Origin of the sequence: Vibrio sp. 10N.222.55.B11, assembly GCF_041473705.1 — a bacterium.
GTDB lineage: Bacteria > Pseudomonadota > Gammaproteobacteria > Enterobacterales > Vibrionaceae > Vibrio > Vibrio crassostreae_C.
Genome location: NZ_JBFRST010000049.1, coordinates 63226 through 78282, shown reverse-complemented (window position 1 = coordinate 78282; position 15057 = coordinate 63226). Strand labels below are relative to the sequence as shown.

The window sequence follows — 15057 nt, the reverse complement described above, 5'->3', positions numbered from 1 at the left end:
ACAAGTGAGAGGTTAAAACATCGAGATTTGGTGATTGCCTTTTTGAGCTGGAAACTGAGCCAGTTCGGGCAGTAATAATGATGTATTTTCAGAGACTTGCTTTTGTAGCCTCTTATAAATAGCAATCGCAAGTTCAGGTGCGTGGTTATTGTCTGGGGTGTGGATCATTAAATAGGGCTGCTTGCCTTCATTAAGCCAGTTTGGGATTTTGGCAAACCAAGGCTTAAAAAACTCAATATTAGGTTCTTGGTCTGGGTGACCAATAAATCGAATCATCGGGTTATTGGCGGTAGCAATTGCATGAACAGGAACACGCGGTTTTTTCTGATGCGCATCGATCACCGCTTCTGTGGTGGGTGGCGCAGAGAAAACGGGGCGGCTGTCCATAATGATGCGATTGATGCCTTCCTCAACCAGCCATTGGTTGAAGCGTTTTTCCGCATCGCCCTTATCAAAGAAACCTAAGTGTCGAACTTCGACGCCAAGCTGCATATCTTTTGGGAATAAGGTGCAAAACTTTTGTAGGGCAGGCAGCATGCTGGGCTCAAAACTGTGCGGCAGCTGAATCGTCCATTGACCAATACGGTCATGCAGTGGCGACATCGTCATCAAGAACTCTTTGAGTTCGGCTTGGCAGTGTCTCAGTTGTTGCTGGTGGGTGATGAATTTGGGCAATTTGAAGGTGAACTTGAAATCATCGTGACTGGCGGCTTTCCAATTGTGAACGGTAGACATACTTGGCGTAGCGTAAAAGGTGGTGTTGCCCTCAACGGTATGGAAAACTTGGGTGTATTTTTCCAAGCGTTCGGCAGGCTTGGTGCCTTTACCGTAGAACTGACTTTGCCACTCAGAATGAGACCACATAGTTAATCCAAGTCTTAGAGGTAAAGTTTCTGTTGTTATTACACGATTATCCATCTATTACACCGTTATCCATCACGCCATCAGTCATTACAAAAAGTTTTTGGGTTGAAACGAAAATCTACTTTACGAGAGTTTTGCTGATTAAGGTACTTTCGAGATATAATTATCGCAATTTTTTCGGTTTTGATGAATCTTTGCGCACTTGATGGGCTAAAAAGCAGCAAAGCCAGATAAAACACAATAAATTCGAATGTGGAAGGTCGATTTTAAGCGAGTTTCCGCGTATAAATGTTCCTTTGCTCTGTTGTGTGGAATGACCACTGACAGCTTGGAAATTAGTAAATAATTAAGAGATTGGGAAATTCATTATGCGTACCCATTACTGTGGTAACCTGAACAAGTCCCTGGCGGGACAAACTGTAGAATTGTGCGGCTGGGTAAACCGTCGCCGTGATTTAGGCGGTCTTATCTTTATTGATATGCGTGATCGTGAAGGCATCGTTCAGGTTGTTGTCGATCCAGATATGAAAGATATCTTCCCGATCGCTAACCAACTGCGTAATGAATTCTGTATCAAGTTTACTGGTGAAGTACGAGTTCGTCCGGACAGCCAAGTAAATAAAGACATGGCTACTGGTGAAGTAGAACTTTACGCGACGGGTCTAGAGATCATTAACCGTTCAGAAGCGCTTCCACTAGACTTCAACCAAACGAACTCTGAAGAGCAGCGTCTTAAGTACCGTTACATCGATCTTCGTCGTCCAGAAATGAGCGACCGTATTAAGCTTCGTGCACGTGCTTCTAGCTTCGTTCGTCGTTTCCTAGATGAGAACTTATTCCTAGACATCGAAACGCCAGTACTAACGAAAGCGACACCAGAAGGTGCTCGTGACTACCTAGTACCAAGCCGTGTTCACAAAGGTAGCTTCTACGCACTTCCTCAATCTCCTCAGCTTTTCAAGCAACTGCTGATGATGTCTGGTTTTGACCGTTACTACCAAATCGTTAAATGTTTCCGTGATGAAGATTTACGTGCTGACCGTCAGCCTGAATTTACTCAAATCGATATCGAAACATCTTTCATGACTTCTCAAGAAGTACGTAACGTGACTGAGAAGCTTGTTCACGATATGTGGAAAGAACTTCTAGATGTTGAACTAGGTCAATTCCCAGTAATGCCTTTCTCTGAAGCGATTCGTCGTTTCGGTTCTGATAAGCCAGATCTACGTAACCCACTAGAGCTAGTTGACGTTGCTGACTTGGTTAAAGATGTTGAATTCAAGGTATTCTCTGGCCCAGCTAACGACGAAAAAGGTCGCGTAGCAGTTATCCGTGTTCCAGGTGGTGCTAAGCTAACTCGTAAGCAAATCGACGGCTACGCTGAACATGTAAACATCTACGGCGCGAAAGGCCTAGCTTGGATGAAGGTTAACGACCGTGCTGCAGGCATGGAAGGTATTCAATCTCCAGTTGCTAAATTCCTAAGCGAAGACGTAATCAACGGTATTCTAGATCGTACTCAAGCTGAATCTGGCGATATCATTCTGTTCGGCGCAGACAAAGCGGGCATCGTTGCTGAAGCAATGGGCGCACTTCGTCTTAAACTAGGTACGGATCTAGAGCTAACAGACACATCTGCATGGGCTCCACTGTGGGTTGTTGACTTCCCAATGTTCGAAGAAGACGGCGAAGGTAACCTACACGCAATGCACCACCCATTCACATCACCACTAGGTGTGAACGCGGAAGAGCTAAAAGCGAACCCAGCAGCAGCAAATTCTGATGCATACGACATGGTAATCAACGGCTACGAAGTAGGCGGCGGTTCTGTACGTATCCACAACGCAGAAATGCAAACAGCGGTATTTGGTATCCTAGGTATCGAAGCACAAGAGCAACAAGAGAAGTTCGGCTTCCTACTTGAAGCGCTTAAGTACGGCACGCCACCGCACGCTGGTCTAGCATTCGGTCTTGACCGTCTAGCAATGCTGCTTTGTGGTACTGAGAACATCCGTGACGTTATCGCATTTCCGAAAACAACAGCTGCAGCATGTCTACTAACAGACGCGCCAAGCCTAGCGAACCCAGCATCACTGGAAGAGCTAGCAATCGCAGTTAAACTAGCGAAGAAAGAAGACTAATCAAGCGATTAGCCTAACTTTCTACTGAAGCTTTGAGTTTTAGATAGAGCTAAATTTTGTAGTAGAACAATAAAATGCCCGTTAATTTGACGGGCATTTTTTTTTGCGTTCGATATACTAAGCTCATAAAGCATGTATAAATAATCAGTATTTGAAGTTATGTCTATTATCTTAGGGATTGACCCTGGCTCACGCATTACCGGTTACGGTGTTATTCGTCAAAATGGCCGCCACCTATATTACTTAGGGAGTGGTTGCATTCGCACCTCAGAAAAAGAGTTGCCGGGTCGACTCAAGCAGATCTATGCAGGTGTGAGCGAAATTATTACTCAGTTCCAACCGGATGTGTTTGCGATAGAGCAGGTCTTCATGGCTAAGAATGCAGACTCAGCGCTTAAGCTAGGACAAGCGCGTGGCAGTGCGATAGTGGCAGCGGTAAATGCTGATCTCCCCGTTCATGAATATGCGGCTCGTCTAATCAAACAAGCGGTGACAGGCAATGGTGGTGCGGACAAGTCTATGGTTCAGAACATGGTGATGAGCATGCTTAAGTTACCCGCTAAACCACAGGCCGATGCTGCCGATGCTCTAGGCGTAGCGATCACTCACGCCAACACCAATAAAACTTTGATAGCGCTTGCGGGTAAAGCAACAGGTGCAAGAAAAGGGCGTTACCGATAACCATAGGCTATGGCGTTTCTGAAGCCAGAATCATTCGGTTTCTCAAGCTAAGCAAGCTTAAATAAATCATCCTAATAAACACAAAGAACTGGATAAGCATCCAGTTCTTTTATATTCTGTCCCTCAAATTATATTCCATCAAGAGAGTGAATTGTGATCGGACGTCTACGCGGTACATTAATAGAAAAACAGCCACCAGAATTACTAATCGAAGTGAGTGGCGTTGGCTATGAAGTTCAAATGCCAATGAGCTGTTTTTACGAATTACCAAACGTGGGCGAAGAGGCAATCATCTACACGCACTTTGTTGTACGTGAAGATGCGCAGCTACTTTATGGTTTTAACACGGTTAAAGAGCGTGCGCTGTTCCGTGAAGTGATCAAAGCGAACGGTGTGGGCCCTAAGCTAGGCCTTGGCATTCTTTCAGGCATGACGGCTAACCAGTTTGTTCAAAGTGTTGAACGTGAAGACATCTCGACGCTGGTTAAACTTCCGGGTGTGGGTAAGAAAACCGCTGAACGTCTGGTTGTTGAAATGAAAGACCGCCTGAAAGGGTGGGGCGCGGGTGACTTGTTTACTCCAGCGACAGATGCAGCTCCGATTGATTCTATGCCAACCGTTCACGACGCGGAAGAAGAAGCGGTAAGTGCGCTACTTGCATTAGGCTACAAGCCGACTCAAGCTTCCAAGGTGGTTTCTCAAGTGGCTAAAGATGGCATGACCAGTGAACAGTTGATTCGCGAAGCTCTGAAATCGATGGTTTAATACCCAATATACGTGTTCGACAAAATAGACTCATTCACTTTGCCTTTACACAGAGTCAAGAAGCGCAGAGTCAACAAGAGCATAGTTAGGAATAGCAGAATTTATGATTGAAGCCGATCGCCTTATTGCACCGGATAACCCAGTATTCAAAGATGAAGATGTCATTGATCGTGCAATACGCCCTAAAGCACTGGCTGACTATCAAGGTCAGGATCACGTTCGTGGCCAGATGGAGATTTTCATCAAAGCGGCACAACTGCGTAACGAGGCGCTCGACCATCTGTTGATATTTGGCCCTCCAGGCTTGGGTAAAACCACGTTGGCGAACATTGTTGCCAATGAGATGGATGTCAACATTCGTACGACTTCAGGCCCTGTTCTAGAAAAAGCAGGCGACCTAGCGGCGTTACTGACCAATCTCGAAGAAAATGATGTCCTGTTCATTGATGAGATTCACCGTTTAAGCCCTGTGGTTGAAGAGGTGTTGTACCCTGCAATGGAAGACTACCAATTAGATATCATGATTGGTGAAGGCCCAGCGGCACGCTCTATCAAGATTGACCTTCCTCCTTTTACTTTGATTGGCGCAACCACTCGTGCTGGCTCACTGACATCGCCGTTACGTGACCGTTTTGGTATTACTCAGCGTCTTGAGTACTACAAGGTTGAAGATCTACAAAACATCGTTCAGCGCAGTGCAGATTGCCTTGGTCTTTCTATGGAGTCCGAAGGGGCGCTAGAAGTTGCTCGCCGAGCTCGTGGTACGCCACGTATTGCTAACCGTCTACTGCGCCGTGTTCGTGATTATGCGGAAGTAAAAGGCGACGGGCATATTTGTCCGGAGGTTGCTGACAAAGCGCTAAACATGTTGGATGTCGATGCTAAAGGTTTCGACTACATGGATAGAAAGCTTCTGCTGGCGATTATGGAGAAGTTTGGTGGTGGTCCGGTAGGTATCGACAACATGGCTGCCGCGATTGGTGAAGAGAGAGACACTATTGAAGATGTGTTAGAACCTTACTTGATTCAACAAGGTTACCTACAAAGGACGCCAAGAGGTCGAATCGCGACCGACAGAGCGTATTTACACTTTGGAATAGATAAACCCTCCAATCGTTAAATTATTCATTTTTAAAGATCCCAGTTGCATAAGCGCTGGGTTTTTTTGCTTTTTACTGAATAACAACTCTTTGAGCGAGTCGATAAAAAGATCGAAAAGGGAGCTTCAAAAATGGAAACTTTGATTTCAGGTTTGATTTAGATAACAGGAAATGAAATAAGTTGTCATATTTTTTGTTAATACTTTATAGGTAGTTGTAATTCGGATGTTGAGGCGGTGCTGAGCATTTGTCACAGATATCATGCGCTGTTATTAAGACAAGCATAATTGGTGTGATTTTAATCATAATTGTACAAAAATAACTCTAATTTGCTCGAATAAATTTGATACAAATCAACGCAGGGTTCTCCCATAAACCTTTTGAAACATACTGATTTTACCAGTAATATTAGCGCTAGCTATATTAGCTCATGCTTAACAATAATCTAACTATAACGGTACGTTTTTGCTACAAATTTCAACTTGTAATAACAATTACATAAATTGTTTTAACATGGATTTTTGCGGTGAATAATCACACAAGTGTCATTCAGCCGACACAAAGGAGTTACCATGATTGATGTTGTTGATCTGTCGCGATTGCAGTTTGCATTTACAGCGATGTATCACTTCCTATTTGTTCCACTGACTTTAGGTATGGCATTTCTACTTGCCATTATGGAGTCAGTTTATGTAATGACTGGCAAGCAAATTTACAAGGACATGACCAAGTTCTGGGGTAAATTGTTTGGTATTAACTTTGCTCTTGGTGTAGCGACAGGCTTAACCATGGAGTTCCAGTTTGGTACTAACTGGTCTTACTATTCTCACTATGTTGGCGACATTTTTGGTGCTCCGCTAGCTATCGAAGCGCTTGTTGCATTCTTCCTAGAGTCTACTTTTGTTGGCCTATTCTTCTTCGGTTGGGACAGACTGTCAAAGCGTCAGCACTTAGCGGTAACTTGGTTAGTAGCACTTGGCTCTAACTTCTCTGCGCTTTGGATCTTGGTAGCAAACGGCTGGATGCAAAACCCAGTGGGTGCGGAATTTAACTTTGAAACTATGCGTATGGAAATGGTGAGCTTCGCTGAAGTTGTACTAAACCCAGTAGCACAAGTTAAATTCGTACACACAGTAGCGTCTGGTTACACAACGGGTGCAATGTTCATCCTTGGTATCAGCTCATACTACATTCTTAAAGGTCGTGACCTTGCCTTTGCTCGTCGTTCTTTCGCGATTGCAGCGTCTTTCGGTATGGCGGCGATCTTGTCAGTAATCGTACTAGGTGATGAATCTGGTTACGAGCTTGGTGAAGTTCAAAAAGTGAAGCTCGCTGCTGTAGAAGCGGAATGGCACACTGAAGAAGCACCAGCAGCATTTACTGTTTTTGGTATTCCGAACCAAGAGACAATGAATACTGACTACGCAATTAAAATTCCTTACGCAATGGGTATCATCGCAACGCGTTCGCTTGATACTGAGGTAACGGGCCTACGTGACCTACGTGATGACCACGTTGATCGTATCCGTACTGGTATGTACGCGTACGAGCTGCTTGAAAAGCTACGTGCAGGCGATAAGTCTGAAGAAAACATGGCTGCGTTCGACGAAGTGAAAGGTGACCTAGGTTACGGCTTGCTTCTTAAGCGCTACACAGACGACGTTGTTGATGCAACTGAAGACCAAATCCAAATGGCTGCGGATGATTCTATCCCAACAGTTTGGCCTCTATTCTGGTCATTCCGTCTGATGGTTGCTTGTGGCTTCATCATGCTGTTTGTATTCGGTGCTGCGTTTGTTCAAACGTGTCGTCAGAAAATCGAACAGAAACCATGGGTACTTAAAGCTGCGCTATTCTCAATCCCACTTCCTTGGATTGCGATTGAAGCAGGTTGGTTCGTTGCTGAGTTTGGTCGTCAACCATGGGCGGTTGGTGAAATCCTACCGGTTAACGTTGCTGCATCAGCACTGACTATTGAACAGCTTTGGACTTCTCTATTCGCTATCCTGGCACTTTACACAGTGTTCTTGATTGCTGAAGTTTACCTAATGCTGAAATTCGCACGTAAAGGTCCAAGTAGCTTGAAGACAGGCCGTTACCACTTCGAACAAAACGATAACTCTGTTGAAGACAAAGTTAGCCGTTCAGTTGAAGTATAAGTGAGGGAATATTATGTTTGATTACGAAAGCTTACGACTTATTTGGTGGGTATTGATCGGTGTTCTACTGGTTGGTTTCGCCGTAACTGATGGCTTTGATATGGGTGTTGCCGCTCTGTCACCTGTTATCGGTAAGAGCGACACTGAACGTCGTATTATGCTAAACACGATTGCCCCTCACTGGGATGGTAACCAAGTTTGGCTTATCACTGCGGGTGGTGCATTGTTTGCTGCATGGCCACTGGTTTACGCGACGTCTTTCTCTGGTTTTTACTTCGCAATGTACGTAACGCTAGCTGCACTTTGGTTACGTCCACTTGCTCTTGACTACCGTTCAAAGATCGAAGATCCAAAATGGCGCAAAACTTGGGACTACGCACTTTGCTTTAGTGGCGCAGTACCACCAATCATTTTCGGTGTGGCATTTGGTAACCTACTACAAGGTGTTCCATTTGAACTGAACGAATTTATGATGTCTAAGTACCATGGTACGTTCTTCGCTCTGCTTAACCCATTTGCATTGCTTTGTGGTGTGTTGGCTCTGATGTTGTTCGTGATGCAAGGTGCAACATGGCTTCAAATGAAGACAACAGAAGCGCTGCACGCTCGTGCTCGTAACGTTGCTCAGATCACTGGCCTAATTGCTATTGCTCTATTCGTTATTGGTGGTTTCTGGGTTCAATCTATCGAAGGCTATGTAATTACGAGCACTATCGATACGTTTGCTGACTCAAACCCACTAAACAAAGAAGTATCACTTCAAGTGGGTGCTTGGATGACAAACTTCGAAACTTATCCAGCAATGTGGGCTGCGCCGATCCTTGGTGTAGCAATGCCACTGCTTGCTGTGATTGCATCTCGCTTTGAGCGTGGTGGTTTCGCATTCTTGTTCTCAAGCCTATCGAACGCTGGTGTTATTCTAACGGCTGGTTTTGCAATGTTCCCATTCGTAATGCCATCAAGCCTGAACCCTAACCAAAGCTTGACTATGTGGGATTCAACAGCGAGTGAGCTAACGCTTGGTCTTATGACTGTCGTTGCGGCGGTAATGGTTCCTGTGATTCTTGGCTACACAACTTGGACATACTACAAAATGTTCGGTCGTCTAGATAAGAAACACATCGAAGATAACGACGTTTCAGCTTACTAAGCTAGAAGTTAAATAACTTAGGAGAAATTTTATGTGGTATTTCGCATGGATTTTGGGTGTACTTCTAGCATGTGCATTCGGCATCATCAATGCTCTATGGCTAGAGCATTCAGAAATGATGGACAAAGACAGTGAGTAATCTCGCAGAGCAAATCGCTAAGCTGCATCAACCAATGGATAAGACTCTGCTTAGAGCCTTAGCCCTAGTATTGGGTTTCATGCATGTGGGTTTAGTGATGTGGGATCCTGAAGCGTATGCGACAAGCATCGGTGGCTTTAACGCGATCATCGGACCAATGTTTATTTGGGCAGTATGCTCAAGCATGGTTTACGGTATCGGATTTAAGCCAAGAGCTTGGATGTGGCAGCTACTGTTTAGCCCATATGTTTCACTCACAATTTTGCTCTACCTAACGGTGCTGCGCCTTCTATAAAAGGCAAAGGATTTAGGTTCATAACAACGTGAGCCTTTATACTTGTTGGGTTTTTAGCCAAAAAGAGGTCATCTTATACAGATGGCCTTTTTTTTCGTCTCTCAAATCAAAAAATTCACAGCGATATACTATTAATGATAAGGAGTTAGGTTATAGTGAGATCTTTATCGTTTTGGATTGTGGTAGCAAATTGCAGGGATTATCTAAGCTATTTACGTGGCCAGTGACTGTGTATTACGAAGACACCGATGCGGGTGGCGTTGTATACCATTCAAACTATCTTAAGTTTTTCGAACGCGCTCGAACTGAGATGTTGCGCTCAATTGGCGTTTCTCAGCAAGTATTGTTAGAACAAAACATCGGTTTTGTAGTCCGACATATGGACATTGATTTTATTCAAGGCGCGCGTCTTGATGATTCTTTACAAGTCATTACAAATATTTACGAGTTGAAGCGAGCTACCTTGGTCTTCTGTCAAGAGATCGTAAATCCTGATGGCAAGGCATTGTGTAAAGCAATGGTTAAGGTAGCATGTATCGATAATCAAAAAATGAAACCCAAAGCAATGCCAACATTTATTCTCACGGAGCTAACGAATAGTGACTGCTGAAATCTCAATCTTAGGCCTAATTTTAGAAGCTAGTTTACTAGTTAAGATGGTCATGCTGACTCTTATGGGCATGTCTGTTGTTTCTTGGGCGATGATCATAAAAAGAAGTAAAGTGTTATCTCAAGCTTCTAAACAAACAGAAGTGTTTGAAGACAAATTTTGGTCAGGCGTTGATCTTGCAAAACTGTACCAAGAGAGCAACAAACGCAAAGACGAGCTTTCTGGTACTGAAGAAATTTTCTACGCAGGCTTTACTGAGTTCGCTCGCCTTCGTAAATCGAATGCAACATCACCTGACTTCATTATGGAAGGCACTGGCCGTGCGATGCGCGTTGCCGTTGCTCGTGAGGTTGATGAACTAGAAACTAACTTACCTTTCTTGGCGACCGTTGGCTCTATCAGCCCATACATCGGCCTATTTGGTACGGTTTGGGGCATCATGCACTCATTCATCGCATTAGGTGAAGTGAAGCAAGCGACGCTCGCAATGGTTGCTCCTGGTATTGCAGAAGCACTGATCGCAACAGCAATGGGTCTATTTGCAGCAATTCCTGCTGTTATGGCGTACAACCGCTTCAGCAGCCGAGTAGGCAAGCTAGAACACAACTACGCGACTTTCTCTGAAGAGTTTCACAGTATTCTTCACCGTCAAGCGATGGCTGGCAGGGAATAATAGATGGCTGGATACCAACCTAAAAAACGCAAAATGACAGCAGAGATTAACGTTGTACCTTACATCGACGTTATGCTGGTTTTGCTGATCATTTTTATGGTGACTTCGCCGTTTGTTACTCAAGGCGTTGACGTTGAATTGCCTCAGGCTTCAACGGCTAAATCGGCACAAGACCTACTGGGTGACGACAATGCAAGTTTCATCATCGTTGAAGTGAACAAAGACGGTGAACTTGGCTTGAGCGTTAATGACGAAGAAGTACAGCGTGGCTTATCAATGGAAGATATTATCGTCCGTGTGAAAGCCGAGTTGTCTCTGAAGCCAAACTCTCCAGTGGCGGTTGGTGGTGATGCCGCAACGCCATACGCTGAAGTGGTTTTATTACTTGATGAATTAAGCCGTGCAGGTGTGCCAAAGGTTGGCCTTTTAACGGATATAAGGGAATAGCTCCGTAGCATTCATGAAAGCGAATAATAAAAAATCCAATAATTTCAGATCACCGCTTCTTATTTCTCTTGGGCTGCACGTCATTTTATTCGTTGCGCTCATTTGGGGGGCGGATTTCACGATGTCAGAGCCAAAGCCTACAGGGCAGATGGTTCAAGCAGTGGTGATTGATCCTCAGTTGGTTCGCCAGCAAGCTCAACAGATTCGTCAAGAAAGAGAAGCGGCAAGCAAGAAAGAGCAAGAGCGTCTTGACAAACTAAGACGTGAAAGCGAACGACTTGAAAAGAATCGTAAAGCTGAAGAAGAAAATATTCGCAAGCTAAAAGAACAGCAAGCGAAAGAAGCTAAAGCAACTCGTGAAGCTGAAAAGCGTCGAGTTGAGAAAGAGAAACAACGCAAAGCTGAAGAAGCGCGTTTACAGCAAGAGCAAAAGAAAGCCGCTAAAGCCGAAGCTGACCGTAAGCTAAAAGAAGCTGCGTTAGTGAAAGCCGAGAACGAGCGTAAAGCCAAAGAAGCGGCAATCGCAAAAGCTGAACAAGAACGCGTGGCAAAAGAAAAAGCAGCGAAAGAGGCAGCAGACAAAGCTCGTAAAGAGAAAGAAGCCGCTGAACTCGCGGAAAAGCAACGCATAGCGAAAGAGAAAGAAGCGGCAGCCGCAGCAGAGAAAGCCCGTAAGGCAAAAGAAGCTGCAGCAAAAGCAGAAAAAGAGCGTAAACAACAAGAAGCCGCATTGAACGATATCTTTGCTGGGCTTGAAACGGAAGCGACTCAAAACTCTTCAGCAAGACAACAATTTATCACTGATGAAGCGCAACGTTACGGGGCTATCTATACCCAACTGATTCAACAGAACCTGTTGTTAGAAGACAGCTATCGAGGACGCTCATGTCGAGTGAACCTTAAGCTGATTCCAACGGGCTCTAACGCGATATTGGGTAGTTTGAGTATCTTAGATGGCGATAGCCGTTTATGTGCAGCAACCAAGCGTGCGGTGGCACAAGTACAATCTTACCCGTTGCCTAAAGACCCAGACATTGTGAACTCACTGAAAGACATTAACTTAACTGTATCACCAGAGTAAAAGGACGAACTTGTGTTAAAGAAACTATTACTGAGTTTTGTTTTCTTAATAGCTACAAGCAGCCAGTTTGCACATGCAGCGCTGGAGCTGGTTATTACAGACGGTATTAACTCTGCAAGGCCTATCGCTATTGTACCTTTCCGTTGGGAAGGCTCAGAGCCATTGCCACACGATGTATCAGCGGTTATCGCTTCTGACTTACAGCGCAGTGGTAAATTCAGCCCAGTTGCGACAAGCAAAATGCCTCAAACGCCTTACAGCGAAACTGAGGTTAACTTTGATGCTTGGACTAACCTAGGTGTTGACTCATTGCTTACCGGTAGTATCACTAAAAATGCCGAAGGGCAGTATGTGGTGAATTACCAATTGATCGACATTGTTCGTGGTCAACTGACCAAAGGACAAAGTCGTGCGCTGAGTGATGAAGGCCAATTAGTGCTTTCTAAAGATCACGTTCTATTCAATAAGAAGGCTACGGTTCCTGGTAATCGCTTGAGAGAGTACGCACACCGTATCTCAGACCTAGTGTATGAAGAGCTAACTGGTGAGAAAGGCGCGTTCTTAACTCGTATCTCTTACGTGGTAGTGAACGATAAAGACAAGTACCCGTATCAACTTCGTGTTGCTGACTACGATGGCTTTAACGAGCGTTTAGTACTTCGTTCTAAGCAGCCTCTCATGTCTCCAGCATGGTCACCAGACGGCAAAAAGCTAGCTTATGTGAGCTTCCAGAATGGCCAAGCTGAAATATTCATCATGAATATTTACACGGGTGAACGTGAGAAAGTGACGTCATACCCTCGTCACAATGGTGCGCCAAGATTCTCGCCAGATGGTAAAACATTGGCATTGGTATTGTCGAAAACGGGCAGCCTTCAGGTGTACACACTTGACCTTGCTAGCCGTAAGCTGACTCAAATTACCCGCGGCCGTTCGAATAATACTGAACCATTCTGGCACCCAGATGGCAAGTCTCTTATTTTCACATCGGATCGTGGTGGTAAACCACAGATTTATAATGTAAATTTGTCCAATAATTCGACTTCTCGTATTACTTGGCAAGGTAGCCAAAACTTAGGTGGCCAGATCACTCCTGATGGTCGATTCATGATCATGGTGAATCGCAGCAACTCAGGTTTTAACTTGGCTAAGCAAGATTTGGAAACCGGTGCGGTTCAGGTACTAACAAAAACATTGTTAGATGAGTCTCCAAGTATTGCACCGAATGGAGGTATGGTTATCTATAGCTCTATTTACAACAAAACAAATGTACTATCGATGGTTTCTATCGATGGACGTTTTAAAGCTAGATTACCGGCAACTAACGGACGCGTAAGAGCGCCTGCATGGTCACCGTTCCTCTAGGGAAAATTACATATTCTTTTAGCTATTGATAGTGTTAACTATTGTGGCATTTAACTATCTATAGCACTCTTAGTCGCTGTAGAAACTAAGTTTGATAACGTAAGGAAAAAAAGATGCAACTTAACAAAGTTCTTAAAGGCTTGATGATTGCACTACCAGTGATGGCAGTAACGGCATGTAGCTCAACTGATGAAGCAACATCTGCAACATCTGGTACTGAAAGCAACCAGACAACTTCAGGTTCAGAAGGCAATGTAGACACAACTGTTGTAACGCCAATTGACGCTAACGGTCAACTGTCTGAGCAAGAGCTTAAAGAGCAAGCGCTACGTGAAACTCAAACAATCTACTTCGCATTCGATAACTCTACTATCGCTGGCGATTACGAAGAAATGCTAGCAGCTCACGCAGCATACCTAGTTAAGAACGTTGACATGAACGTTACTATCGAAGGTCACGCTGATGAGCGCGGTACTCCTGAGTACAACATCGCACTTGGCGAGCGTCGTGCACAAGCTGTAGCGAAATACCTACAAGCTCTAGGTGTTCAAGCTGACCAAATCTCTATCGTAAGCTACGGTGAAGAGAAGCCACTTCTTCTAGGTCAATCTGAAGATGTGTACGCTAAAAACCGTCGCGCAGTACTAGTTTACTAATTTTAGTAGACTATATAATTGAGGAATTGCCTCATGTTCAGTAACACAAAGCGAGTCATTTTGCTTTCGTTACTGGCAAGTGCAGCGAACACCGCGTTCGCTGCACCAGCTCCAGTATCCGATCTCAATAGTACCGCAACCAATTCATCATCTTCCTCTCGATCAGCATCTAACGAATCAGATATTGAGCGTTTAGAGCGCCTGCTTCAAAATCGCAATCTCGTTCAGCTTCAAATGCAACAGCAAATCGACGACATGGCACTGGAGATCAGTGAACTTCGTGGTGATCTGGAACGAAACAGCTACGATATGAAGCAAATGCTAGAGCGTCAGCGTGAACTGTTCATTGAACTGGATCGCGTAAGAGGCGAGGTGAAAGCAGCAGGAACAGCAACGGTAGCAGTGGCGGCGAGCGAAGGCTCTAAAGACGCTTCTGGTACGTTCAGTACTGATGTGGATGAGCAAACTGCTTATCAAAATGCTGTAGATATGATTCTAAAGCAACGAGACTACACGGGTGCTATCGCTGCATTCCAAAAGTTTCAAAAAGACTTCCCAGATTCTACCTTCACACCTAACTCACATTACTGGTTAGGTCAGCTTTATTTCGCTAAGAAGCAAGATAAAGAAGCCGTGAAGAGCTTCGCTGCTGTTGTGTCGTACAAAGACTCAAACAAGCGAGCAGATGCACTGGTTAAGCTTGGTGACATAGCAGCGCGCAACAACAACGCGACGCAAGCTAAGAAATATTACCAACAAGTCGTAACCGAGCACCCAAACAGTGCTTCGGCTAAAGTGGCCAAAACCCACTTATAACCAAAATAGGGGTGCTTAGGCGCCTCTTTTTTATACCTGTTCACTTCCGTTTAGTGTTTACTTCTCTTGCTAGTGATGACAACACATCGCCTTGTTTATGCGTTTTAAGCATTAG

At 44.6% G+C, this 15057-nt stretch carries 16 protein-coding genes; 15 read left to right on the top strand and 1 reads right to left on the bottom strand.

What is annotated here, in order from left to right:
- Nucleotides 1-12: 12 nt before the first annotated feature.
- Nucleotides 13-918 carry a DUF72 domain-containing protein gene (locus AB4503_RS17790; protein WP_029235140.1) on the bottom strand — a complete coding sequence of 302 codons (906 nt, stop codon included), beginning with the start codon at nucleotides 916-918 and terminating at the stop codon, nucleotides 13-15.
- Between the two features lie 314 nt (nucleotides 919-1232).
- On the opposite strand from AB4503_RS17790, the gene aspS reads away from it, so the two are divergent.
- The 15 genes from aspS to ybgF all read left to right on the top strand — a co-directional run bounded on the left by aspS (nucleotide 1233) and on the right by ybgF (nucleotide 14942).
- A complete protein-coding gene (aspS, locus tag AB4503_RS17785) occupies nucleotides 1233-3005 on the top strand; it encodes an aspartate--tRNA ligase (RefSeq protein ID WP_065585130.1) in 1773 nt (590 codons plus the stop codon).
- A 159-nt stretch (nucleotides 3006-3164) separates the two neighbouring features.
- Entirely contained in the window at nucleotides 3165-3686 is a 522-nt protein-coding gene (gene ruvC, locus AB4503_RS17780) for a crossover junction endodeoxyribonuclease RuvC (RefSeq protein ID WP_008219936.1), read from the top strand.
- A 153-nt stretch (nucleotides 3687-3839) separates the two neighbouring features.
- Nucleotides 3840-4451: a Holliday junction branch migration protein RuvA gene (ruvA, locus tag AB4503_RS17775; protein WP_136982367.1), complete on the top strand. Its 612-nt coding sequence runs from the start codon at nucleotides 3840-3842 to the stop codon at nucleotides 4449-4451.
- Nucleotides 4452-4554: 103 nt separating this feature from the next.
- Nucleotides 4555-5571 carry a Holliday junction branch migration DNA helicase RuvB gene (gene ruvB, locus AB4503_RS17770; RefSeq protein WP_017062078.1) on the top strand — a complete coding sequence of 339 codons (1017 nt, stop codon included), beginning with the start codon at nucleotides 4555-4557 and terminating at the stop codon, nucleotides 5569-5571.
- Between the two features lie 552 nt (nucleotides 5572-6123).
- Nucleotides 6124-7710, top strand: a complete 1587-nt coding sequence (cydA, locus tag AB4503_RS17765) for a cytochrome ubiquinol oxidase subunit I (protein WP_372115478.1) — start codon at nucleotides 6124-6126, stop codon at nucleotides 7708-7710.
- A gap of 13 nt (nucleotides 7711-7723) precedes the next feature.
- Nucleotides 7724-8860, top strand: a complete 1137-nt coding sequence (gene cydB, locus AB4503_RS17760; RefSeq protein ID WP_017062076.1) for a cytochrome d ubiquinol oxidase subunit II — start codon at nucleotides 7724-7726, stop codon at nucleotides 8858-8860.
- 31 nt (nucleotides 8861-8891) lie between these two features.
- Nucleotides 8892-8999: a cytochrome bd-I oxidase subunit CydX gene (gene cydX, locus AB4503_RS17755; RefSeq protein WP_000270284.1), complete on the top strand. Its 108-nt coding sequence runs from the start codon at nucleotides 8892-8894 to the stop codon at nucleotides 8997-8999.
- Nucleotides 8992-9294, top strand: coding sequence for a cyd operon protein YbgE (gene ybgE, locus AB4503_RS17750; protein WP_017062075.1), 303 nt, complete (start codon nucleotides 8992-8994; stop codon nucleotides 9292-9294). Before cydX ends, ybgE begins: the two co-directional genes overlap by 8 nt.
- A gap of 172 nt (nucleotides 9295-9466) precedes the next feature.
- Nucleotides 9467-9904: a tol-pal system-associated acyl-CoA thioesterase gene (ybgC, locus tag AB4503_RS17745; RefSeq protein ID WP_017062074.1), complete on the top strand. Its 438-nt coding sequence runs from the start codon at nucleotides 9467-9469 to the stop codon at nucleotides 9902-9904.
- Entirely contained in the window at nucleotides 9894-10577 is a 684-nt protein-coding gene (tolQ, locus tag AB4503_RS17740) for a protein TolQ (RefSeq protein ID WP_017062073.1), read from the top strand. The genes ybgC and tolQ overlap by 11 nt, the downstream gene beginning before the upstream one ends.
- A 3-nt stretch (nucleotides 10578-10580) precedes the next feature.
- Nucleotides 10581-11024 (top strand): protein TolR, encoded by a 444-nt coding sequence (gene tolR, locus AB4503_RS17735; RefSeq protein WP_017062072.1) that lies wholly within the window; start codon nucleotides 10581-10583, stop codon nucleotides 11022-11024.
- Between the two features lie 13 nt (nucleotides 11025-11037).
- Nucleotides 11038-12105 (top strand): cell envelope integrity protein TolA, encoded by a 1068-nt coding sequence (tolA, locus tag AB4503_RS17730; protein WP_372115477.1) that lies wholly within the window; start codon nucleotides 11038-11040, stop codon nucleotides 12103-12105.
- Nucleotides 12106-12117: 12 nt separating this feature from the next.
- Nucleotides 12118-13470 carry a Tol-Pal system beta propeller repeat protein TolB gene (gene tolB, locus AB4503_RS17725; protein WP_017062070.1) on the top strand — a complete coding sequence of 451 codons (1353 nt, stop codon included), beginning with the start codon at nucleotides 12118-12120 and terminating at the stop codon, nucleotides 13468-13470.
- Between the two features lie 113 nt (nucleotides 13471-13583).
- Nucleotides 13584-14126 (top strand): peptidoglycan-associated lipoprotein Pal, encoded by a 543-nt coding sequence (gene pal, locus AB4503_RS17720; RefSeq protein WP_017062069.1) that lies wholly within the window; start codon nucleotides 13584-13586, stop codon nucleotides 14124-14126.
- Nucleotides 14127-14159: 33 nt separating this feature from the next.
- Entirely contained in the window at nucleotides 14160-14942 is a 783-nt protein-coding gene (gene ybgF / locus AB4503_RS17715; protein ID WP_017062068.1) for a tol-pal system protein YbgF, read from the top strand.
- Nucleotides 14943-15057: the final 115 nt, after the last annotated feature.

Coding starts and splice junctions, on each gene's coding strand:
- AB4503_RS17790 (WP_029235140.1), bottom strand. CDS start 918: ATGGATAATCGTGTAATAACAACAGAAACTTTACCTCTAAGACTTGGA.
- aspS (WP_065585130.1), top strand. CDS start 1,233: ATGCGTACCCATTACTGTGGTAACCTGAACAAGTCCCTGGCGGGACAA.
- ruvC (WP_008219936.1), top strand. CDS start 3,165: ATGTCTATTATCTTAGGGATTGACCCTGGCTCACGCATTACCGGTTAC.
- ruvB (WP_017062078.1), top strand. CDS start 4,555: ATGATTGAAGCCGATCGCCTTATTGCACCGGATAACCCAGTATTCAAA.
- cydA (WP_372115478.1), top strand. CDS start 6,124: ATGATTGATGTTGTTGATCTGTCGCGATTGCAGTTTGCATTTACAGCG.
- cydB (WP_017062076.1), top strand. CDS start 7,724: ATGTTTGATTACGAAAGCTTACGACTTATTTGGTGGGTATTGATCGGT.
- cydX (WP_000270284.1), top strand. CDS start 8,892: ATGTGGTATTTCGCATGGATTTTGGGTGTACTTCTAGCATGTGCATTC.
- tolR (WP_017062072.1), top strand. CDS start 10,581: ATGGCTGGATACCAACCTAAAAAACGCAAAATGACAGCAGAGATTAAC.
- tolA (WP_372115477.1), top strand. CDS start 11,038: ATGAAAGCGAATAATAAAAAATCCAATAATTTCAGATCACCGCTTCTT.
- pal (WP_017062069.1), top strand. CDS start 13,584: ATGCAACTTAACAAAGTTCTTAAAGGCTTGATGATTGCACTACCAGTG.
- ybgF (WP_017062068.1), top strand. CDS start 14,160: ATGTTCAGTAACACAAAGCGAGTCATTTTGCTTTCGTTACTGGCAAGT.